The sequence below is a fragment of the Streptomyces apocyni genome (genome assembly GCF_009739465.1).
In the GTDB taxonomy this organism is placed as follows: Bacteria; Actinomycetota; Actinomycetes; order Streptomycetales; family Streptomycetaceae; genus Streptomyces; species Streptomyces apocyni.
This window is the reverse complement of sequence record NZ_WHOM01000076.1, coordinates 51,559-72,560: the sequence shown is the minus strand read 5'-3', so window position 1 is coordinate 72,560 and position 21,002 is coordinate 51,559. Positions and strand designations below refer to the sequence as shown.

Below are 21,002 nucleotides of genomic sequence, written 5' to 3'. Positions count from 1 at the left end.
GAGAACCAACTCCCGCCGCTTCGCCCTAGACGTACCGCTCCAGGATCGACGACTCCGCGAGCCGCGACAGTCCCTCCCGCACCGACCGCGCCCGCGCCTCCCCGACCCCGTCCACGGTCTGGAGATCGTCCACGCTCGCGGCGAGCAGCTTCTGTAGCCCGCCGAAGTGCTCCACCAGCCGGTCGATGATCGCACCCGGCAGTCGCGGCACCTTCGCCAGCAGCCGGTAGCCGCGCGGCGACACCGCCGAGTCGAGCGTCTCGGGCGACCCGGTGTAGCCCAGCGCGCGGGCCACGATGGGCAGTTCGAGCAGCTCGGTGTGGGAGAGCGCGTTCAGTTCGGCGAGCGCCTCGTCGACCGTACGGGACCGCTTCGCGGTCGGCTCGGGTACGTAGTCCCGTACGACCAGCGAGCGCTCGGGCTCGACGCCCGCGATCAACTCGTCCAGCTGGAGGGCGAGCAGACGCCCGTCGGTGCCCAGCTCGACCACGTACTCGGCGATCTCGGTGGCGATCCGGCGGACCATCTCCAGGCGCTGCGCCACGGCGGTGACGTCCCGCACGGTGACCAGGTCCTCGATCTCCAGCGCGGACAGCGTGCCCGCCACCTCGTCGAGGCGCAGCTTGTACCGCTCGAGCGTCGCCAGTGCCTGGTTGGCCCGGGACAGGATCGCGGCCGAGTCCTCCAGGACCCGTCGCTGCCCGTCGACGTACAGCGCGATCAGCCGCATGGACTGGGACACGGAGACGACGGGGAAGCCGACCTGCTTGCTGACCCGGTCCGCGGTGCGGTGCCGGGTGCCGGTCTCCTCGGTCGGGATCTTCGGGTCCGGGACGAGCTGGACCCCGGCTCGCAGGATCTTGGTGATGTCCTTGTCGACGATGATGCCGCCGTCCAGCTTGCAGAGCTCCCGCAGCCGGGTCGCGGTGAACTCGACATCCAGCACGAAGCCGCCGGTGCACATCGACTCGACGGTCTTGTCCCAGCCCAGGACGATGAGACCGCCGGTGTTGCCCCTCAGGATGCGCTCCAGGCCGTCACGCAGTCCCGTACCGGGCGCGACCGCGCTCAGTGAGGCGCGCATCAGCCGGTCGGTACTGGCGCTCACGCCCAGCTTGCCGGGAGCTGTCGCCCGGTCGTTGGCTGCCACTGCACTCCTCCGGTCGCGACTTGGCTCGGGCCTTGGCGCCCGGACCTCGTACGGATGGGCGAGACCGGGGCAAAGTCTACCGGCGGTTATCGACCTCCCGGGGTGCCTCCGCACGACGGCTCTTGGGCAGCACCCGGAGCGCGTCTCCTATGTCGGCGACTTCGATGACCTTCATGCCCGGTGGCACCTTCCCCGGATCGCTCGGAACCAGGGCGTGGGTGAAGCCCAGCCGGTGTGCTTCGGACAGCCGTCGCTGGACCCCGGTGACCCGTCTGACCTCGCCCGCGAGGCCCACCTCGCCGATCGCGACGAGGTTCTTGGGTAGCGGGGTGTCGCTGGCGGCGCTGGCCAGCGCGAGGGCGATGGCGAGGTCCGCCGCGGGCTCGGAGAGCTTCACTCCGCCGACCGTCGCGCTGTAGATATCGCGCTTGCCGAGCGCGCTGATCCGGCCGCGCTGCTCCAGGACGGCCAGCATCATCGAGACCCGGGAGGTCTCCAGGCCGGAGGTGGTACGCCGGGGTGAGGGGATCTGCGAGTCGACCGTGAGCGCCTGCACCTCGGCGACCAGGGGGCGGCGGCCCTCCAGGGTGACGGTCAGGCAGGTGCCGGGGACAGGCTCGGCGCGCCGGGTCAGGAAGAGCCCCGAGGGGTCGGCGAGGCCGGTGATCCCTTCGTCGTGCAGCTCGAAGCAGCCGACCTCGTCGGTGGCTCCGTAGCGGTTCTTGACCCCGCGGACGAGCCGCAGTCGCGCGTGCCGGTCGCCCTCGAAGGACAGGACGACGTCGACCAGGTGCTCCAGCAGGCGCGGTCCGGCGATCGCGCCGTCCTTGGTGACATGGCCGACCAGGAGGGTGGACATGCCGCGCTCCTTGGAGGCGCGGATCAGCGCACCCGCGACCTCGCGGACCTGCGCCATGCCGCCGGGCGCGCCGTCGATCTCGGGCGAGGCCACGGTCTGTACGGAGTCCAGGACGAGCAGGGACGGCTTGACCTGGTCCAGGTGGCCGAGCACCGCGGCGAGGTCGGTCTCGGCGGCGAGGTAGAGATGATCGTCGATGGCGCTGATCCGGTCGGCGCGCATCCTGACCTGGCTCGCGGACTCCTCGCCCGTGACGTACAGCGTGCGGTGCTCGTCGCTCGCCGCCTTGGCCGCGACGTCCAGCAGCAGCGTGGACTTGCCGACGCCCGGCTCGCCCGCGAGCAGCACCACGGCGCCGGGGACCAGGCCGCCGCCGAGCACCCGGTCCAGTTCGTCGACACCGGTGGAGCGTGCGGTGGCCTGGCGGCCGTCGACCTGGCCGATGGGCAGCGCGGAGCTGCTGACCCGGCCGGGCGCGGTGGTACGGACGGCGGGCGCGCCGTACTCCTCGACGGTGCCCCAGGCCTGGCACTCGGGGCAGCGGCCGAGCCACTTGGCCGTCTGCCAGCCGCACTCGGTGCAGCGATAGGACGGGCGTTGCTTCCCGACGTTGCCGGATTTCGTACGAGCAGCCATGCGGGAACCGTAGCCGCACCCACTGACAGCGGGGCCCACCACGGGCGCTGGCACCGGTCCCGCACGGTCTCCACCCGTCGTCCACCGGCCGTAGACCGGTCTCCGGCACCGATTTGATGCCAGTCTTACAGAAAGGTTCCTGTCCCGACCTGAGGCGCCTGTTCACCCGTAAGGATTAAAGGTCCCGTGGGGCCGGGTCCGCCCCGCTATGGCCGCCTACGGTCGCACAGGTGACGACCACCAGCCCGGAGCACCCCACACCCAGCACCGGCGCACGCGGGGCGCATCGCCGTGCGCCCCAGTCGGCGTCGCAGGCGCCCCCTGAGCGCTATGAGCCCTATCTGGACGGGCTGTTCACTTATTGCCTGTCCGTGCTCTGCGATCACGACTCCGCGACCGAGGCGCTCGGCGATGTCCTCGCGCTCGCGGAACGCCGGTTGGCGCGCGCCCCCGAGGACGAGGGCGAGCGCAGGGCCTGGCTTTACGCGCTGGCCCGCTGGACGTGCCTGCGGGAGCTGGCGGAGGCGAGACGCCGACGGCAGGGGGCGCATGCGGCGGGGGCCACGGACGGCACCTCCACCTCCCAAGGCTCCCAAGACGTCGGCACAGACACCGGCACCGGCACCGTCACGGACATCGACACGGACACCGACACGGACACCGACACGGACACGGTCCATCGCCGCAGGAGCGACCTGGCCCTGCTCGCCTGGCCGGAAGCCGCCGGGACCACGCCCGAGCAGCGCGAGGCCCTGGAGCTGGCCGTACGCCACCAGCTCGCGCCCGGTGAGGTCGCCGCCGTACTCGGCTTGGAGCTCGCGGCGGCCCGTGAGCTGCTGGCCGCGGCGGCGTGCGAGGTGGAGCGCACCCGGGCCGCGCTCGCGGTTGTCGAGACCGGCACCTGTCCGATCGTCGCCCGGCTCACCGGCGACCACCAGGTGCTGCTGGGCACCGCCCTGCGCTTGGAGCTCGTACGGCATGTGGACGACTGCCCGCGCTGTCGCCGCACCGCCGAGCGCGCGGGACCGGCGGCCTGGCCCGGCACCGCGATCACTCCGGTGGAGCTGCCGGTGCTCCAGGCGCCACGGGCCGCCGTATGGCTGGCCATGGCCCATCCGCCGCGCTCGCGCTCGCGTTCACGCGCGCGTGGTGCGGGGCCGCGCTTTGACGGGCGTGGATTCCCGATGGACCCCAAGGACCGTGCAGCGCGGCGCGACCGGCTACGCGCGCGTGCCGTGACGACGACCGTCGTGGCGACGGTGGTGGCCGCGCCGGTGCTCGCGCTGTGGGCGGCGTACCGGGGAGCGCCGGTCACCGGTGAGGGCCAGGACGGCCACCCGATCTCGGCGCGCGAGGCGGACAGGCCGGACGGGCTCAGCGGCGAGCGGGCGCGGGACGCGTACGAGAACGCGGGCAACGCCAGGACCGAGCCAGGCTCCCGCTTCACCGCGGGCGGCCGCTCGCCGGATGTCTCGGTCGAGGTGATCAGTTCGGGCGCGGGGCGCGGGCGCGCGACGGAGGGGGTGGGCCCTGGGCGGCTCACGGTCGACGCGCAGCCGAGCGGCACCACGACGCTGATCACCCTCACGGCTTCGGGCGGTGAGCCGGTGCCCTGGTCGGCGGGCACGGGGGCGTCCTGGCTCTCGCTGAGCCAGACATCCGGGACACTCCGGCCGGGCGAAACCGCCACGATCCGCGTGAACGTCGACGAGCGTCGCCAGCCCACGGGCCACTGGCGCGCACGCATCTCAGTGAACCCGGGAGGCTCGACGGTAGTGATCGACGGCTACGGCCTACCCCCGTCGCCCCCGGGCCCGTCCAACCCGGCCCCATCAAGCCCACCCCCTTCGCCCACACCCACACCCACGGACCCCACCCCACCCCCCTCCACCCCCGAGCCAACCCCCACCCCCACGCCCACACCATCGCCCCCCGACCCGACCCCGACCCCGACCCCGACGCCGACTCCATCCGACCGGGCCCCCGCCCCCGACCCTTCACCGTCGACACCACCAAACGACGACGACACGAGCCCCGCCCCCACGGAGTGAACCGTTTCGCCAGACGCACCCCCGCCGCCGCGGCGGTGCTCGGCCCACCAGGGGCGCGGGGAACTGCGCGCCCAGCCACGACGGTCCCGCAGATGCCCGAGAGCCGGTCTGGAACCCCCGGCGCAGCTCGCCGCTGCGGCGACCGCTCGGGCCCACCAGGGGCGCGGGGAACTGCGCGACCGACCACGGCGGACCCGCAGATGTCCGACGGCCGGGCCGAACTCCAGCGCACCCCCGCCGTCGAGGCGGTGCTCGGACCCCCCCAGGGGCGCGGGGAACTGCGCGACCGACCACCGCGGACCCGCACACGTTCAACCGCCGGGCTGGTGACCCCAGCGCAGCCCGCCGCCGCGGCGGCGGTTGGGCCCCTCAGGGGCGCGGGGAACTGCGCGACGGTGGCCACGGCGGTCCCGCAGATGTCCGACGGTCGGGCGGGAACCCAGCGCACCCCTGCCGTCGCGGCGGCGCTCGGGCCGCTCAGGGGCGCGGGGAACTGCGCGCCCAGCCACAGCGGGCCCGCACAAGTCCGACGACCCAGCCAGCAGACGCGTCAGGCGTCCGGAGGGCCCGGGTCCGCCGGGTGCGGGGCCAGCAAAGGGAGCCGAGACGCCAGGCGGGCTTCGCAGAGTTCCGCGAGGCGGTCGTACGCCGCCTTGCCCATCATCTCCGTCAGCTCCGGCCGGTACGAGACGTACACCGGCTCACCCGCGCCATGCGCCGACGTCGCCGAGGTGCACCACCAGTGCAGGTCATGCCCGCCAGGGCCCCAGCCCCGCCGGTCGTACTCGCCGATCGACACCTGAAGCACCCGGGTGTCGTCCGGCCGGTCGATCCACTCGTACGTACGCCGCACCGGCAGCTGCCAGCACACGTCCGGCTTCGTCTCCAGCGGCTCCCGCCCCTCGCGCAGCGCCAGAATGTGCAGCGAACAGCCCGCACCCCCCGCGAAGCCGGGGCGGTTCTGGAAGATGCAGGAGCCGTTGTAGCGGCGGGTCTGCCGGTCGCCGTCCTCGTCCTCCTGAGTCCAGCCGCTCTCCGTACCGACGGGGTGGTGCTGCCAGATGTCCGGCGTGAGCCTCGCCACATGGCCCGCCACCCGCTGCTCGTCCTCCTCGTCCGAGAAGTGCGCGCCGAGCGTGCAGCAGCCGTCGTCCGCGCGTCCGGCCTGGATGCCCTGGCAGCCGCTACCGAAGACGCAGTGCCAGCGGGACGTCAGCCAGGTCAGGTCGCAGCGGAAGATCTGCTCGTCGTCGGCCGGGTCGGGGAACTCGACCCAAGCCCGGGCGAAGTCCAGCCCCTGTTCGTCCGGGGCCGAGTCCGAGGCCACGGGCACAGCCGCCACCGCGCCCTTCTTCGCCCCGTTCTTCGACTTGGAGGATTTGTCGGTCTTCGCCTTTTTCGTCTTGGCCACACAGCAAGGGTATGCGGGCGTTGGAGGTCGTGTGGACCGCCGACCACTGAACGGGCAGTAGCGTTTTCCCTATGAGACTCGGTGTCCTCGACGTGGGATCGAACACGGTGCATCTGTTGGTGGTGGACGCACACCCCGGCGCGCGCCCGCTCCCCGCGCACTCGCACAAGGCGGAGCTGCGGCTCGCGCAACTCCTCGACAGCGGCGGAGCGATCGGCCCGGACGGCGTCGACCAGCTGATCGCCACCGTCCAGGACGCCCTACAGGCGGCCGAGGACAAGGGCTGCGAGGACGTCCTGCCCTTCGCGACCTCCGCGGTCCGCGAGGCGGTCAACGCCGACGCCGTACTGTCCCGCGTCAAGGCCGAGACCGGCGTCGACCTCCAGGTCCTGAGCGGTGAGGAGGAGGCCAGACTCACCTTCCTCGCCGCCCGCCGCTGGTTCGGCTGGTCGGCCGGGCGACTCCTCGTGCTCGACATCGGCGGCGGCTCGCTGGAGGTCGCGTACGGCATCGACGAGGAGCCGGACGCCGCGGTGTCCCTCCCGCTGGGCGCGGGACGGCTCACCGCCGCCTGGCTGCCGGGCGACCCGCCCGACCCGCACGACGTCAAGGTGCTGCGCCGCCATGTACGCGCCCAGATCGCCCGTACGGTCGGCGAGTTCAGCCGCTTCGGCAAGCCCGACCACGTCGTGGCGACCTCGAAGACGTTCAAGCAGCTCGCCCGCCTCGCGGGTGCCGCACGCTCGGCCGACGGGCTCTACGTACAGCGGGAGCTCAAGCGCAGGTCCCTGGAGGACTGGGTGCCCCGGCTGGCCGCGATGACCGAGCGCGAGCGCGGCGAGCTGCCCGGCGTCTCCGAGGGACGGGCGGGCCAGCTGCTCGCCGGGGCGCTGGTCGCCGAGGGCGCGATGGACCTGTTCGGCGTCGAGACGCTGGAGGTCTGCCCCTGGGCCCTGCGCGAGGGCGTCATCCTGCGCCGCCTGGACCACATGCCGGAAGATCTGCCCACGCTCTGACACCACGGCACTGGGCGACCACCGCGGCAACCACCACGGCGCTGGCCGACCACCACGGCACCACCGTGGCACCACCGCGCCGAGCATCGGCCTGAGGGCGTCTGCCGATCGGCGCGCCCCGGCCCGTACGCTGTCCCTCGTGGCAGAACCAGTGGTGCGCATCCCGGACGCGAAGGGTGTGAAGGGTGCGAAGGTCGCCCTGTCGACGGCCTCGGTCTATCCGGAGTCGACGGCGACGGCCTTCGAGATCGCCGCGCGCCTGGGCTACGACGGAGTCGAGGTCATGGTCTGGACGGACCCCGTCAGCCAGGACATCGAAGCGCTGCGCAAGCTCTCCGACTACCACCAGGTGCCGGTGCTCGCCGTCCACGCGCCCTGCCTGCTGATCACCCAGAGGGTCTGGTCCACGGACCCGTGGGTGAAGCTCCAGCGGGCCAGGTCCGCCGCCGAGAGGCTGGGCGCGTCCACGGTGGTGGTGCACCCGCCGTTCCGCTGGCAGCGCCAGTACGCGCGCGACTTCGTCAGCGGCCTGTGGCGGATGGCGGACGAGACGGACGTACGTTTCGCCGTGGAGAACATGTACCCGTGGCGCTACCGCGACCGCGAGGTCCTCGCGTACGCCCCCGAGTGGGACGTGACCAAGGACGACTACCGGCACTTCACCGTCGACCTCTCGCACACCGCCACCGCCCGCACCGAGGCGATGCAGATGATCGACCGCATGGGCGACCGGCTCGCCCACATTCACCTCGCGGACGGCAACGGCTCCGCCAAGGACGAGCACCTGGTCCCGGGCCGCGGCACCCAGCCCTGCGCCGAGCTCCTGGAGCGCCTCGCCCGCACCGGCTTCGACGGCCATGTGGTGATCGAGGTCAACACCCGCCGGGCGATGTCCAGCGCCGAACGTGAGGCCGACCTCGCGGAGGCCCTGGCGTTCACCCGCCTGCATCTGGCATCCACCCCACGCCCGGCCTCCGACGCACACTCGGCCCCCACCACCCGCCAGGCCCCCACCACACTCCCGACTCCCACTCCCACGGAGCGCCCGTGACCCCCGCCGCCGCTCCCCGGCGCCGGGGCCGCCCGTCCCGTACGGAGTCCGCGGACACCCCCGCGGCCCGCGACCGCATCCTGACCGCGGCCCGCGAGGAGTTCGCCGAGCGCGGCTACGACAAGACGTCCGTACGGGGCATCGCCAAGGCCGCGGGCGTGGACCCGGCCCTGGTCCACCACTACTTCGGCACCAAGGACGAGATCTTCGCGGCCGCCATCGAGATGTCCTTCGAGCCGACGCTCGTCATCCCGCAGGTGCTGGGCGAGAGCCCGGAGGGCATCGGTGAGCGGCTGGCCCGCTTCTTCCTCTCCACCTGGGAGAACCCGGTGACCCGCAAGCCGCTGCTCGCGGTGATCCGCTCGGCGGTGACCCACGAGGCGGCGGCGAAGGTCCTGCGCGCGTTCCTGCTGCGCCGACTCCTGGAGTCGGTCGCGGCCGACCTGGACGTACCGAACCCGAAGTTCCGCGCGGAGCTGGCGGCCTCGCACATGGTCGGCATCGCCGTGCTGCGGTACGTGGTCCAGGTGGAGCCGCTGGCTTCGGCGGACCCGGAGGAGATCATCGCGATAGTCGCGCCGACCCTTCAGCGGTACCTGACCGAGAAGTGACACCGAGACGTGACCAGGCTCTGAGCAAGCCGTCCCGTATTCCGGACGGGGTGTCCGGATCTTGGATGAGCGGCGTACGCTCAACACCAGCCCCACCTGTCTGAAGGAGCGAGCGACGATGCCCGAGCTGAGGTCCCGCACAGTCACCCACGGCCGCAATATGGCGGGCGCCCGCGCCCTTATGCGGGCATCGGGCGTAGCGAGCGAGGACATCGGCAAGCCGATCATCGCGGTGGCCAACTCCTTCACCGAGTTCGTGCCCGGCCACACGCACCTGGCCCCGGTCGGCCGGATCGTCAGCGAGGCCATCCAGGCCGCGGGCGCCGTGCCGCGAGAGTTCAACACCATCGCGGTCGACGACGGCATCGCGATGGGCCACGGCGGCATGCTCTACTCGCTGCCGTCCCGCGACCTGATCGCGGACTCGGTCGAGTACATGGTCGAGGCCCACTGCGCCGACGCCCTGATCTGCATCTCCAACTGCGACAAGATCACCCCCGGCATGCTGATGGCCGCCCTGCGCCTCAACATCCCGGCGATCTTCGTCTCCGGCGGTCCGATGGAGGCGGGCAAGGCGACGCTGGTCGACGGCACGGTCCGCAGCCTCGACCTGGTCGACGCGATCTCGGACGCCGTCAACGACCAGGTCTCGGACGCCGACATCCTCCGTATCGAGGAGAACGCCTGCCCGACCTGCGGTTCCTGCTCCGGCATGTTCACCGCCAACTCGATGAACTGCCTGGCCGAGGCGATCGGCCTGGCCCTGCCCGGCAACGGCTCGGTCCTCGCCACGCACACCGCTCGCAAGGCGCTGTACGAGAACGCCGGGCGGACGATCGTCGAGATCACCAAGCGCCACTACGAGCAGGGCGACGAGACCGTCCTGCCGCGCGCCATCGCCAGCCGCGAGGCCTTCGAGAACGCCATGGCCCTGGACATCGCCATGGGCGGCTCCACCAACACGATCCTGCACCTGCTGGCGGCGGCCCAGGAAGCCGAGCTCGACTTCGGCCTCAACGACATGAACGAGGTCTCCCGCCGCGTCCCCTGCCTGGCCAAGGTCGCCCCGAACGTCGCGCCCGGCGGCACGTACTACATGGAGGACGTGCACCGCGCGGGCGGCATCCCCGCCATCCTCGGCGAGCTCTACCGCGGCGGTCTGCTGAACGAGGGCGTGCACAGCGTGCACGCCGATTCCCTCGACGAGTGGCTCAAGACCTGGGACGTACGCGGCGGCTCGCCGTCCGCCGAGGCCGTCGAGCTGTGGCACGCGGCCCCCGGCTGCGTCCGCTCCGCCACCGCCTTCTCGCAGTCCGAGCGCTGGGAGACCCTGGACACCGACGCCGAGGGCGGCTGCATCCGCTCCGTCGAGCACGCCTACTCCAAGGACGGCGGCCTCGCCGTACTGAAGGGCAACCTGGCCGTCGACGGCTGCGTCGTGAAGACGGCCGGTGTCGACGAGTCGATCTGGACCTTCGAGGGCCCCGCCGTGGTCTGCGAGTCGCAGGAAGAGGCTGTCGACAAGATCCTCACCAAGCAGATCAAGGAGGGCGACGTCGTCGTCATCCGCTACGAGGGCCCCAAGGGCGGCCCGGGCATGCAGGAGATGCTCTACCCGACGTCCTTCCTCAAGGGCCGTGGCCTCGGCAAGACCTGCGCGCTCGTCACCGACGGCCGCTTCTCCGGCGGCACCTCGGGCCTGTCCATCGGCCATGCCTCGCCGGAGGCCGCGTCGGGCGGCACGATCGCCCTGGTCCAGGACGGCGACCGGATCCGTATCGACATCCCGAACCGCGGCATCGAGCTCCTCGTCTCTGACGAGGAGCTGGCTGCCCGCCGCGCCGCTCTGAACGGCGTGTACGCACCGAAGTCCCGTGAGCGCAAGGTCTCGCAGGCCCTCCGGGCGTACGCGGCCATGGCCACCAGCGCCGACAAGGGCGCGGTGCGGGACGTCACCAAGCTGGGCTGACCGTCGACGAGCCAGGGGCACCGGGGATAATCGACGGCGTGAGCGACGAACTCGACACCACCCGCACCCCCAGCGCCGCTGGCTCTCCGGCCTCCCCGGCCTCCCCGGCCTCCCCGGCCACCTCGGTCTCCCCAGTCTCGGCCGGTGGACCCGAGCCCGAGGAGATCCGTTTCTTCGGCACCACCTGGGTCGACCACGACGGCGGATACGCGCTGCGCCGCGTCGGCGTCGCCGTCGGCTCGCTGGCCGCCGCGGCGGTCGGCTGCCTGGCGCTGCGGCTCGGCTACCAGGGGTTGCAGATCGCGGAGGTCGGCAACTTCGTCGGGGTGCTGGTCGTGGTGATGTTCGCGGTGTGCAGCGCGATCGCGTTCCGCCGCACCTGGGAGGCGTACACCAAGCGCCTGGACCCGGAGTCCCAGCAGAAGCTGCGCACCATGATGACCATCGGCTTCGTCGGCGCGCTCCTCGCGTACTTCTTCCGCTCGCTGTCCGAGGCCCCCGGCGAGAAGCTCCGCCGCGCGGAGTACGAAACGGCCCGCGACCAGTACGAACGTCGCCAGGCCCGCCGCTCGGGCAACCCAAAGGCTCGAACAAAGAAGCCAAATCGCAAGAAGTGACACCCTCCGTTCGGCCACGATGGGCGGCATGACGGATCACGCGCCGACCACGCATGTCCCGACCACGCCTGTCCCGACCGCGGATTTCTCGACCGCGCACGCCCCGACCACACCAGTCCCGACGGCTCACCCCCGGCCCCTGCCCCCTCACGCCCTGTCCTTCGACAGGGTCGCGGCCCAGTACGCCACCGCCCGCCCCAGCTACCCACCCCGAGTCCTCGACGCGGTCGAGGAGCTGACGGGAAGCGGGCTGCGGGGCGCCCGGGTACTGGACGTGGGCGCCGGTACGGGCATCGCGACCCGCCTGCTCACCGAACGCGGAGCCCATGTCATCGCCGTCGAGCCGGGCCCCGAGATGGGCGCCCAGCTCCGCGAGGCCCTGCCCATGGTCCCGCTCGTACGCGCCGTGGGCGACGCCCTCCCCTTCGCCGACGGCAGCGCCGACCTGATCACGTACGCCCAGGCCTGGCACTGGACGGACCCGGAGTGTTCCGTTCCGGAGGCGCTGCGGGTGCTGACACCTGGGGGTGCCCTCGCTATGTGGTGGAACCAGCCCGACCCCGACGTCGCCTGGGCCGCCGAGCAGGAGGCCCGACTCAAGCGCACGCTGGCCGGATACCACGCGAACGAGCTCAGTTCCCGCGTCGGCGAGATCATCACCCGGCTCGCCCCCGGCCAGCCGGTGTCCCGGCGCCTGCACTGGACCCGCCGCGTACCCATCGACGTCCATCTGGCGCACCTGGGCAGCAGATCCCACTTCGCGGAGATGGGGCCCGAGCGGGCGGCGCCGGTGCTGGCGGAGGAGCGTGCGTACGTACTGCGCGAGTTCCCGGACGGGGTCGTCGAGGAGGCCTACGCCCTGGACCTCACTGTCACACTCCGCTGATCCACTTCGTCAAACCCCGCACAGTGTGGCGAGTTCAGCGGAGAGGACCCAGAACATGGCAGACCCGACGGACCCGACGGACGCGACGGACGCGACGGACCCGCCAGGCCCGACTCCGTCCGCACGGCACCTGGCGGCGTTCGAGGAGCAGCGCCCCCGGCTGTGGGGCATCGCCTACCGCATCCTGGGCCTGGTGTCGGACGCCGAGGACGCCGTCCAGGAGGCCTGGCTGCGCTGGCAGGCCCTGCCCGATGGCGAGGTGGCCGACCCCCGTGCCTACCTCACGACGGTGATCAGCCGCATCTGCTACGACCAGCTCGGCTCAGCCCGCGCCCGCCGCGAGCGCTATGTCGGCCCGTGGCTGCCCGAACCGGTACTGACCGCCGACGACACCACGGGCCCCGAGGACCGGGTGACCCTGGACGAGTCGGTCGGCTTCGCCCTGCTCACGGTCCTGGAACGGCTCACCCCGGCCGAGCGCACCGCCTTCGTCCTGCACGACGTGTTCGCGGTCCCCTTCCCGGAGATCGCCGAAGCCGTCGGCCGGACCCCGGATTCCGTACGGCAGCTCGCCTCCCGTGCCCGCAAGCGGGTACGTGCCGAGGCACCCCGCCGCTCGGTCGACCGGGGCGAGCACCGGCGGGCCGTCGACGCCTTCCTGACCGCCGCCGTGGAGGGGGACTTCGACGGGCTGCTGAAGGTGCTCGACCCCGGGGTCGTGTGGCGCTCGGACGGCGGCGGCAAGGCGGTGGCGGCCCGGGTTCCGATCCACGGCGCCGAGCAGGTCGCGCGCTTCGCCCAGCGGCTGGCCCGTGGCCTCGGCCAGGGGGCGGCGGTGCGGATGTCCGTACGGGACGTCAACGGCGCCCCGGGTCTGGTCTTCGTCGACCCGGTCGAGGGTCAGGTGACCGTCTTCGCCTTCACGGTGCACAACGGACTGATCACCGAGGTCGCAGCGGTGGTCAACCCGGACAAGCTGAGCCACCTGGACCCGAACCAGCTCTGAACGCCCGACGACCCCACACGTACCGCGCTTCGAACGTCCCGAGCCGAGCTGTCACACTCCCGCCCGCCGCGTCGTCTCCCCTGCATGACGAACTCAACGGCAAAGAACGACCACCAGGTCCTGGTACTCGGCGCGGGCTACGCGGGCCTGCTGGCCGCCCTGTCCCTCGCGCCCCACGCGCGCGTCACGCTCGTCGACCCGAGCGAACACTTCACCGAACGCGTCAGGCAGCACGAACTCGCCGCAGGCCGACCCGCCATCACCCACCCGCTGCGCTCCTTCCTCGGCACCACGGGCGTCGAGCACATCGCGGCCCGCGCCACCGCCATCGACCTCCACGCGCGCGTAGTGACCACCGACAACGGCCGCAGCCTGCCGTACGACCGCCTCGTCTACGCCCTCGGCAGTCGCACCGCCGACACCGCCGACACTGGCGGCGAACGCGCCTTCACCGCCGAGACCGCCGACGCGCTGCGCAAGCGGCTGCGGGACCGCCCCGGCCGCCTGGCCATCGTGGGCGGCGGCCTCACCGGCATCGAGATGGCCGCGGAACTCGCCGAGGCCTACCCTGACTGGGACGTCCGCCTGCTGTCCCGCGAGGTCGGCGCAGGCCTGTCCGCCAAGGGCCGCGCCCACGTTCGTACGACCCTCACCGCACTCGGCGTCTCCCTCGCCGAGGGTGAGCGCGTCACCAGCGCCGACGACGTGGACGCGGACGCTGTCCTCTGGTCGGCCTCGATGGTCCCCAACACCGAGCTGGCAGCCCGCTCCGGTCTCGCCCTGCACCCGTCGAACGGCCGCGTCGAGGTCGACGCGTTCCTGCGCTCGGCCTCCCACCCCGAGGTGTACGTCGCCGGGGACGCGGCCGCCGCGTCCGCACCCGGAGCCGGGCCGCTGCGGATGGCCTGTGCCACCGCACTCCCCACCGGAACGCAGGCCGCCGCCGCACTCCGCGCGTCACTGGACGGCACCGAGCCGCGCCCGTTCCGCTTCGGCTACCAGCTCCAGTGCGTCAGCCTGGGCCGCCGCAACGGCCTGGTCCAGACGGTCCACTCCGACGACACGCCGCGCGAACTGATCCTGAGGGGCCGCGTAGCGGCGTTCACCAAGGAACAGATCGTCCGCTACACCGTCCGCCTCATCCGGCAGGCCGCCCGATAGCTCGCGACGGGGCCGCCGACCGGTAGCCCGCAACCCCGCAACCCCGCAACCCCGCCACCCAGCAAACCCCGTAGCCCGCACCGGGCCAGTCCGCTTGACGCGGCGAAGCCCCCAGGCGCATTATTCATCACATGATGAATTTCGCTTCAGGCTCCGCCACCAACGGGCCAGACGAGGCGGCAGACCCCCAGTCAGCCGCCATCCGCGCCGCGGATCTCACCGTCGTCCGTGGCTCACGCGAAGTGATCCGGGGCATCGACTTCGCGGTCCCGAGGGGCCAGATCACCGGCCTCCTCGGGCCGTCCGGCTGCGGAAAGTCGACGCTGATGCGGTCGATCATGGGCACCCAGGCCAAGGTCACCGGCACCCTTGAGGTCCTCGGCCACCCCGCGGGCGACGCCTGGCTCCGCTCGCGCATCGGCTACGTCACCCAGGCACCGTCCGTCTACGACGACCTGACCGTCCGCCAGAACCTCGACTACTTCATGGCGATCCTCGACCCAGGCCGCGCCGCCACCGACCGCCGACACGAGCACGTCACCCGCGCGATCGCCGAAGTCGACCTCGACTCACACGCCGACGTCCTCGCCGGAAACCTGTCCGGCGGCCAGCGCAGCCGCGTCTCCCTCGCCGTCGCCCTGCTCGGCACCCCCGAACTCCTGGTCCTGGACGAGCCGACCGTCGGCCTGGACCCCGTACTCCGCCGCGACCTCTGGAAGCTCTTCTCTACGATCGCCGAGGGCGGCACCACGATCCTCGTCTCCTCCCACGTCATGGACGAGGCCGAGCGCTGCCACCGCCTGCTCCTGATGCGCGACGGCGAACTCCTCGCGGACGACACCCCGGACGCCCTACGTACCCGCATGGACTGCGCAACCGTCGAGGACGCCTTCCTCCGCCTGGTCGACGAGGCGAACGCCCGCCAAAGGATTCAGCAGGCCCAGCACGACAAGGAGTCCACGCGATGAGTACCGCCAGCCCCGCCAGCCCCTCAAGCGCCGCCAGCCCCTCCGTACTCTCTGCCCCCAGGACCCTCGCCACCGCCGCCCGCGTCCTGCGCCAACTGCGCCACGACCCGCGCTCCATCGCGCTCATGCTGCTCGTCCCGTGCGTGATGCTGCTCCTGCTCCGGTACGTCTTCGACGGCAGCCCGGGCACGTTCAACAACATCGGCGCCTCACTGCTCGGCATCTTCCCGCTGATCACGATGTTCCTGGTGACCTCCATCGCCACCCTGCGCGAACGCACCTCAGGCACCCTGGAACGGCTGCTGGCCATGCCGCTCGGCAAGGCCGACCTGATCGTCGGCTACGCCATCGCCTTCGGAACCCTGGCCGTCATCCAGTCCCTCCTGGCCACCGGCCTCGCGCTGTGGGTGCTTGGCCTCGACGTGATCGGCAGCCCCTGGCTGCTCCTCCTGGTCGCCCTGCTGGACGCGATCCTCGGCACCGCACTCGGCCTCTTCGTCTCGGCCTTCGCCTCGTCAGAGTTCCAGGCGGTCCAGTTCATGCCCGCCGTGATCTTCCCGCAGCTCGTCCTCTGCGGCCTGTTCACCGCCCGCGAGAACATGCAGCCGGTACTGGAGAAGATCTCCAACGTCCTGCCCATGTCCTACGCGGTAGACGGCATGAACGAAGTCCTGCGGCACCCCGACATCACCGCCGACTTCGTCCGGGACGTCGTGATCGTCGCCGCCTGCGCCCTGCTGGTCCTCGCCCTCGGCGCGGCCACCCTCCGCCGCCGCACTCCCTGACTGAGCCTCAAGCGGCAACCCTTCAGCCCCCAGCGGCGACTCTCACGTGATCAGTCCCCTCACCCGCACGCGAAGGAACGACACACGTGAGCGACACCCGCAGCAAGGCACGGCACCGCAGAGGCAAGGCCGTACGGAATATCGCCCTCCCGCTGGCGGTGCTCACCGCGGCCGGTCTGACCTACGGCCTGGCGATAGGTGACGACACCGCGCCCCAGGCCGCCGCCGCGCCGGTCTGGGCCGACGACACCGCGGACGGCTTCGCCTCGGTCAACGCGCTGGGCCAGAAGGGCACGTACGGCGGTCGCGGCGGTGAGACCGTCACGGTCAAGACGCTCGCCGACCTGGAGAAGTACGCGACCGCGCCCGAGCCGTACGTCATCGTGGTCGCAGGGGAGATCACGATGCGGCCCAAGGGCCGGGAGCTCAAGGTCGCCTCCGACAAGACCATCGTCGGCGCCGGGACATCGGGCCACATCGTCGGCGGCGGCTTCTTCCTCGGCAAGGGCGTGCACAACGTCATCATCCGCAACCTGACGATCCGCGACACCCACGAGGGCGAGTGGAACGACAAGGACCATGACTTCGACGCCATCCAGATGGACGGTGCCCACCATGTCTGGATCGACCACAACGACCTGCGCAACATGGCCGACGGCCTGATCGACAGCCGCAAGGACACCACTTACGTGACGGTGTCCTGGAACCGGCTCAGCGAGAACAACAAGACCTTCGGCATCGGCTGGACCGACAACGTCACCGCGAACCTCACGATCCACCACAACTGGTTCCACGAGACCGCCCAGCGCAACCCCTCCACCGACAACGTCGCCCGCGCCCACCTCTACAACAACTACCTACAGGACGACCCGGGTACGGACATCGCCTCGTCCTACGGCAACTACTCCCGCGGCAAGACCAAGATGGTCCTGGAGAACAGCTACTTCCAGGGCATGCGGAACCCGGTCATCAAGGACAGCACCGCGAGCCTCGTCCAGCGCGGCAACATCTTCTCCGGCACCTCGGGCCGCAACGAGAGCGGCGGCACGGCCTTCGATCCGAAGGCCCACTACGACTACCGCCTCGACCGCGCTGCCGACGTCCCCGCGCGCGTGACGGCCGATTCCGGCCCGCAGAGCTCCATCGGTACGGCGGCCGACACCACGCTCACCGTCGCCAAGGACGGCAGCGGCCAGTACCGGACCGTGCAGCAGGCCGTGGACGCCGTGCCCACGAACAACGCCGCCCGCGTCGTCATCGCCGTCGCGCCCGGCACGTACCGGGAAACGGTGAAGATCCCGAGGAACAAGCCGCATGTCACCCTCCAGGGCACCGGCGGCAGCCGCAAGGACACCGTGATCGTCTTCAACAACGCGGCGGGCACCCCGAAGCCCAACGGATCGGGCACCTACGGCACGTCCGGCAGCGCGACGCTCGCCGTCGAGGCCGACGACGTCCAGCTCCGTAACCTCAGCGTCAGCAACGACTTCGACGAGGCGGCGCACCAGAACATGGACGGCCACCAGGCGGTAGCCGTCCGTACCGCCGCCGACCGTGTCCTGCTCGACGGGGTCATCGTCAGCGGCGACCAGGACACCCTGCTCCTCGACACGGCCGGCCGGGACAAGCTGGGCCGCGTTCACGTCACCAACTCCTACGTCATAGGCAACGTCGACTTCATCTTCGGCCGCGCGACGGCCGTCATCGACCGCTCGGTGATCACCCTCAAGAAGCGCTGGAACGGCACCTCCGCGGGCTACATCCTCGCCCCGAGCACCGCCCCCGACCGCAAGGGCATCCTCATCAACCGCTCCGTCGTCAACGGCGACGTCTCCGACGGCAGCTTCCACCTCGGCCGCAACTGGCACGCGGGCGGCAACGCGACCCTCTCCCCGCAGGCGACCGTCCGCAACACCTCGCTCAGCGCCGCGATCAAGTCCACCCCGTGGACCGACATGGGCGGCTTCCCCTGGAAGGCCGACCGCTTCGCCGAGTACGGCAACACGGGCCCCGGCGCGGGACCGGCCAGCGGCGACCGCCCCCACCTGACCGACGCCCAGGCGGCGGACCAGGAGCCGACGGACTGGCTGGGCGACTGGACGCCGGGCAGCTGAGCCGTACGGTGCACCCGAGCCCGGACCCGTACCCGGCCCGGACCCGGGTGCACCACACGTACCGCCCGCCCATCGGACACACCCGCCCGAGCCGGACCCCTGGTGCGAGGATGGCCCCGTACGACACCAGCACCCGGAGGGCGAACCCGAGATGACAGAGAAAGTCGCCGTACTCGGCACCGGCAAGATCGGCGAGGCCCTGCTCAGCGGAATGATCCGGGCCGGCTGGGCCCCCGCCGACCTGCTGGTCACCGCCCGCCGCCAGGAGCGTGCCGACGAGCTCCGCACCCGCTACGGCGTCACCCCGGTCAGCAACGCCGAGGCGGCCAAGACGGCCGACACCCTCATCCTCACGGTCAAGCCCCAGGACATGGGCACCCTGATGGACGAGCTCGCCCCGCACGTCCCCGCCGAGCGCCTGGTCATCAGCGGCGCGGCAGGCATCCCCACCTCGTACTTCGAGGAGAAGCTCGCCCCGAACACCCCCGTCGTCCGCGTCATGACGAACACCCCGGCCCTCGTCGACGAGGCGATGTCCGTCATCTCGGCGGGCAGCCACGCCACCGCGGAGCACCTCGCCCACGCCGAGCAGATCTTCGGCGGCGTAGGCAAGACCCTCCGCGTCCCCGAGGCCCAGCAGGACGCCTGTACCGCCCTGTCCGGCTCGGGCCCGGCGTACTTCTACTACCTGGTCGAGGCGATGACCGACGCGGGCATCCTCCTCGGCCTGCCCCGCGACAAGGCCCACGACCTGATCGTCCAGGCCGCGATCGGCGCGGCCGTGATGCTCCGCGACAGCGGCGAGCATCCGGTCAAACTCCGCGAGAACGTCACCTCACCCGCGGGCACGACGATCAACGCCATCCGCGAACTGGAAAACCACGGCGTACGAGCAGCCCTCATCGCCGCCCTGGAAGCGGCCCGCGACCGCAGCAAGGAACTCGCCTCAGGCAAGGGCTGATCCCCGGCGTTCAGTGCCCCGTGCCCCATATCCGGGGCACGGGGCACTGTCAGTTACTCGGATCGATCGGGAAGCTCGGGGACGAAGGTTCCTACCCCCGGGTGCATCTGTGCCAGACCCGCGGCCCGCAGTTCCGTCAACACACGCCGTGCGGTCATCTGTGCGATGCCGAACTCTCCTTGGATCGCCAGAACGCCGGGCAGCTGTGATCCAGGCGGATAGGTCCCGTCTGAGATCCGGTCCTCAATGACCGCGTAGACCTGCTTCCAGCGTGGTACGTCCGGCTCCCATTCCATGCCGTGGACGCTAGGCGGCCCTATCAGGATCAGCGAGACGAGATAGCCAGGATCGCCTAGCTACCCTAGCTAGCTAGGCTACGCTGTAGATGGAAGACCCCGGCGGCCTGGCAGGGCCCCGGGGCGTGGCCACCAACCCTCGGAGGTTGATGACGGTGAGCATTATCCATGCCCTGATTCTGTGGGCGATTCTCATGTTCGGCTTGCGGGGGTGCAGCCGACACCATGCCCGGCCCACAGCACCACCCATGACCGACAGGGCGCCCCTGCACCTCGTGTCTGTTCCCGTCACGCCCCGGCCGGAACGGGCGCGACCTCGCTCGCCGTACGGGCTGGACGTACCGCTGGACGGTACGGACAGCGCACTGGTCCGCCCGTACTTGGTCGAGTACGAGCGGCGACAGGAACGCGCCCGGCAGCGGCGACGGCGCCTGGCTCTCGTACTCGCGGCCGAGTACGGCATCGATCTCGACCGGCACCTGATCGGTACGGAGGCGGTGGCGTGACGAGCGAGCTGTCGAAGGGCGAGGACATCGCCGACGATGCACACCCGGGCCTGACCATCACGGTCTACCGGGTCAACTCAGGAACCATGGCGCGCACCTCCGGCTATACGCGGGTGCTGGCCCCCGCCGAGCGCCCGCCCGAGACGCTGGCGTACCCGCCCTGCGAGTGCGCCTGCTGCGCCCGGAAGGGGACCCGGTGAGACCCGCCACCCGGAACGCGTACGTGGCGCTGCTCGACCACGCCGTCGCCTGCCCGACATGCCGCGCCGGGGCGGCCCTGTGCCCGGACGGCCAGCACTTGGCCGACGCGCTGAACGCCGCGCGGACCGTGATCTGCTACCGCTGCGACCGGCCCATCACACCGGGCGAGCCGCGCGAACGACACGTCCATGACCGGGCGACGGGGGCGCCGCTGGTGCTCTACGTCCACCGTGCCCCCTGCACTGGTCGACGGCAGAGATCTCCTCAGGGTTGAGCCCTGAGGAGGGGTGGCTGTGGTGACGGTCAAGCAAGGGACACAGCCACCCCAACTCTGCCGGTGACCCCAGGAGGATGAAGCCCTGCGTCGAGTTGACACGCCCATACCCCCTCCGTAGTGTTCTCCGGGTTGCCCGACGTGAGCGCCGACTCCTGGTCGGTCCCCGGGCAACCATCCCGCAAGACCCACTAGAACGAACCACGCTCCGGCATGGGCTCGTTTTCGTGTGCTTTTGCGGAATGAGGAATCCGTGTTCGAAAGAGCGCAACCCCGATTAGGTCGGGGGCCGGGATTCCGCTAAAGTCTCACTCGTCGGAACGGCCCAACAGCCGGGAAGACAAGCCCCGCTGACTGGGGGTCAGGCCCGAAAGGATCTGATAGAGTCGGAGCCGCCGGAAAGGGAAACGCGAAAGCGGGAACCGGAAAGGCACCGAGGAAATCGGACACGAAAGAGTCTGATAGAGTCGGAA

Annotated in this window: 20 protein-coding genes; 16 read left to right on the top strand and 4 right to left on the bottom strand. The window is 71.2% G+C overall.

Annotation, left to right across the window (positions count from 1 at the left end; all coding sequences use genetic code 11):
- Window positions 1–25: 25 nt before the first annotated feature.
- Window positions 26–1,150 (bottom strand): DNA integrity scanning diadenylate cyclase DisA, encoded by a 1,125-nt coding sequence (gene disA / locus GCN81_RS27820; protein WP_156727338.1) that lies wholly within the window; start codon window positions 1,148–1,150, stop codon window positions 26–28.
- A 76-nt stretch (window positions 1,151–1,226) separates the two neighbouring features.
- A complete protein-coding gene (gene radA / locus GCN81_RS27815) occupies window positions 1,227–2,645 on the bottom strand; it encodes a DNA repair protein RadA (protein WP_156727337.1) in 1,419 nt (472 codons plus the stop codon).
- 230 nt (window positions 2,646–2,875) lie between these two features.
- Here radA and GCN81_RS27810 point away from each other — a divergent pair, with 230 nt between their 5' ends.
- Entirely contained in the window at window positions 2,876–4,696 is a 1,821-nt protein-coding gene (locus GCN81_RS27810; protein WP_156727336.1) for a BACON domain-containing protein, read from the top strand.
- A gap of 550 nt (window positions 4,697–5,246) precedes the next feature.
- Here GCN81_RS27810 and GCN81_RS27805 read toward each other — a convergent pair.
- On the bottom strand, window positions 5,247–6,107 hold the full coding sequence (locus GCN81_RS27805) for a hypothetical protein (RefSeq protein ID WP_197287808.1): 861 nt from the start codon (window positions 6,105–6,107) through the stop codon (window positions 5,247–5,249).
- A 71-nt stretch (window positions 6,108–6,178) separates the two neighbouring features.
- Here GCN81_RS27805 and GCN81_RS27800 point away from each other — a divergent pair, with 71 nt between their 5' ends.
- From GCN81_RS27800 to proC, 12 genes are all read left to right on the top strand, one after another.
- Entirely contained in the window at window positions 6,179–7,123 is a 945-nt protein-coding gene (locus GCN81_RS27800) for a Ppx/GppA phosphatase family protein (protein ID WP_156727335.1), read from the top strand.
- Between the two features lie 139 nt (window positions 7,124–7,262).
- Window positions 7,263–8,174, top strand: a complete 912-nt coding sequence (locus tag GCN81_RS27795; protein WP_156727334.1) for a sugar phosphate isomerase/epimerase family protein — start codon at window positions 7,263–7,265, stop codon at window positions 8,172–8,174.
- Window positions 8,171–8,785: a TetR/AcrR family transcriptional regulator gene (locus tag GCN81_RS27790; RefSeq protein WP_156727333.1), complete on the top strand. Its 615-nt coding sequence runs from the start codon at window positions 8,171–8,173 to the stop codon at window positions 8,783–8,785. The genes GCN81_RS27795 and GCN81_RS27790 overlap by 4 nt, the downstream gene beginning before the upstream one ends.
- Before the next feature lie 118 nt (window positions 8,786–8,903).
- Window positions 8,904–10,754 carry a dihydroxy-acid dehydratase gene (gene ilvD, locus GCN81_RS27785; RefSeq protein WP_156727332.1) on the top strand — a complete coding sequence of 617 codons (1,851 nt, stop codon included), beginning with the start codon at window positions 8,904–8,906 and terminating at the stop codon, window positions 10,752–10,754.
- 38 nt (window positions 10,755–10,792) lie between these two features.
- On the top strand, window positions 10,793–11,371 hold the full coding sequence (locus GCN81_RS27780; protein ID WP_156727331.1) for a hypothetical protein: 579 nt from the start codon (window positions 10,793–10,795) through the stop codon (window positions 11,369–11,371).
- Window positions 11,372–11,399: 28 nt separating this feature from the next.
- Window positions 11,400–12,257: a class I SAM-dependent methyltransferase gene (locus GCN81_RS27775; RefSeq protein WP_156727330.1), complete on the top strand. Its 858-nt coding sequence runs from the start codon at window positions 11,400–11,402 to the stop codon at window positions 12,255–12,257.
- 55 nt (window positions 12,258–12,312) lie between these two features.
- Window positions 12,313–13,263, top strand: coding sequence for an RNA polymerase sigma factor SigJ (sigJ, locus tag GCN81_RS27770; protein WP_156727329.1), 951 nt, complete (start codon window positions 12,313–12,315; stop codon window positions 13,261–13,263).
- Window positions 13,264–13,347: 84 nt separating this feature from the next.
- Entirely contained in the window at window positions 13,348–14,424 is a 1,077-nt protein-coding gene (locus GCN81_RS27765; protein ID WP_156727328.1) for an NAD(P)/FAD-dependent oxidoreductase, read from the top strand.
- A gap of 131 nt (window positions 14,425–14,555) precedes the next feature.
- Window positions 14,556–15,392, top strand: coding sequence for an ABC transporter ATP-binding protein (locus tag GCN81_RS27760; RefSeq protein ID WP_156727327.1), 837 nt, complete (start codon window positions 14,556–14,558; stop codon window positions 15,390–15,392).
- Window positions 15,389–16,177: an ABC transporter permease gene (locus tag GCN81_RS27755; protein ID WP_156727326.1), complete on the top strand. Its 789-nt coding sequence runs from the start codon at window positions 15,389–15,391 to the stop codon at window positions 16,175–16,177. Before GCN81_RS27760 ends, GCN81_RS27755 begins: the two co-directional genes overlap by 4 nt.
- Before the next feature lie 86 nt (window positions 16,178–16,263).
- Window positions 16,264–18,291: a pectinesterase family protein gene (locus tag GCN81_RS27750; RefSeq protein WP_156727325.1), complete on the top strand. Its 2,028-nt coding sequence runs from the start codon at window positions 16,264–16,266 to the stop codon at window positions 18,289–18,291.
- Window positions 18,292–18,442: 151 nt separating this feature from the next.
- Window positions 18,443–19,252, top strand: coding sequence for a pyrroline-5-carboxylate reductase (proC, locus tag GCN81_RS27745; RefSeq protein WP_156727324.1), 810 nt, complete (start codon window positions 18,443–18,445; stop codon window positions 19,250–19,252).
- Between the two features lie 53 nt (window positions 19,253–19,305).
- Here the strand turns inward: proC and GCN81_RS27740 are convergent, their stop codons facing one another.
- On the bottom strand, window positions 19,306–19,548 hold the full coding sequence (locus GCN81_RS27740; RefSeq protein WP_156727323.1) for a GntR family transcriptional regulator: 243 nt from the start codon (window positions 19,546–19,548) through the stop codon (window positions 19,306–19,308).
- Between the two features lie 248 nt (window positions 19,549–19,796).
- On the opposite strand from GCN81_RS27740, the gene GCN81_RS27735 reads away from it, so the two are divergent.
- From GCN81_RS27735 to GCN81_RS27725, 3 genes are read left to right on the top strand one after another with little or no spacing between them, the layout of a single operon-like run.
- Window positions 19,797–20,054 carry a hypothetical protein gene (locus GCN81_RS27735; protein WP_325065138.1) on the top strand — a complete coding sequence of 86 codons (258 nt, stop codon included), beginning with the start codon at window positions 19,797–19,799 and terminating at the stop codon, window positions 20,052–20,054.
- Window positions 20,051–20,254: a hypothetical protein gene (locus GCN81_RS27730; RefSeq protein ID WP_156727321.1), complete on the top strand. Its 204-nt coding sequence runs from the start codon at window positions 20,051–20,053 to the stop codon at window positions 20,252–20,254. The genes GCN81_RS27735 and GCN81_RS27730 overlap by 4 nt, the downstream gene beginning before the upstream one ends.
- Complete coding sequence (locus GCN81_RS27725) at window positions 20,251–20,529, top strand: hypothetical protein (protein WP_156727320.1); 279 nt, start codon at window positions 20,251–20,253, stop codon at window positions 20,527–20,529. Before GCN81_RS27730 ends, GCN81_RS27725 begins: the two co-directional genes overlap by 4 nt.
- The last annotated feature ends 473 nt before the right edge of the window (window positions 20,530–21,002 follow it).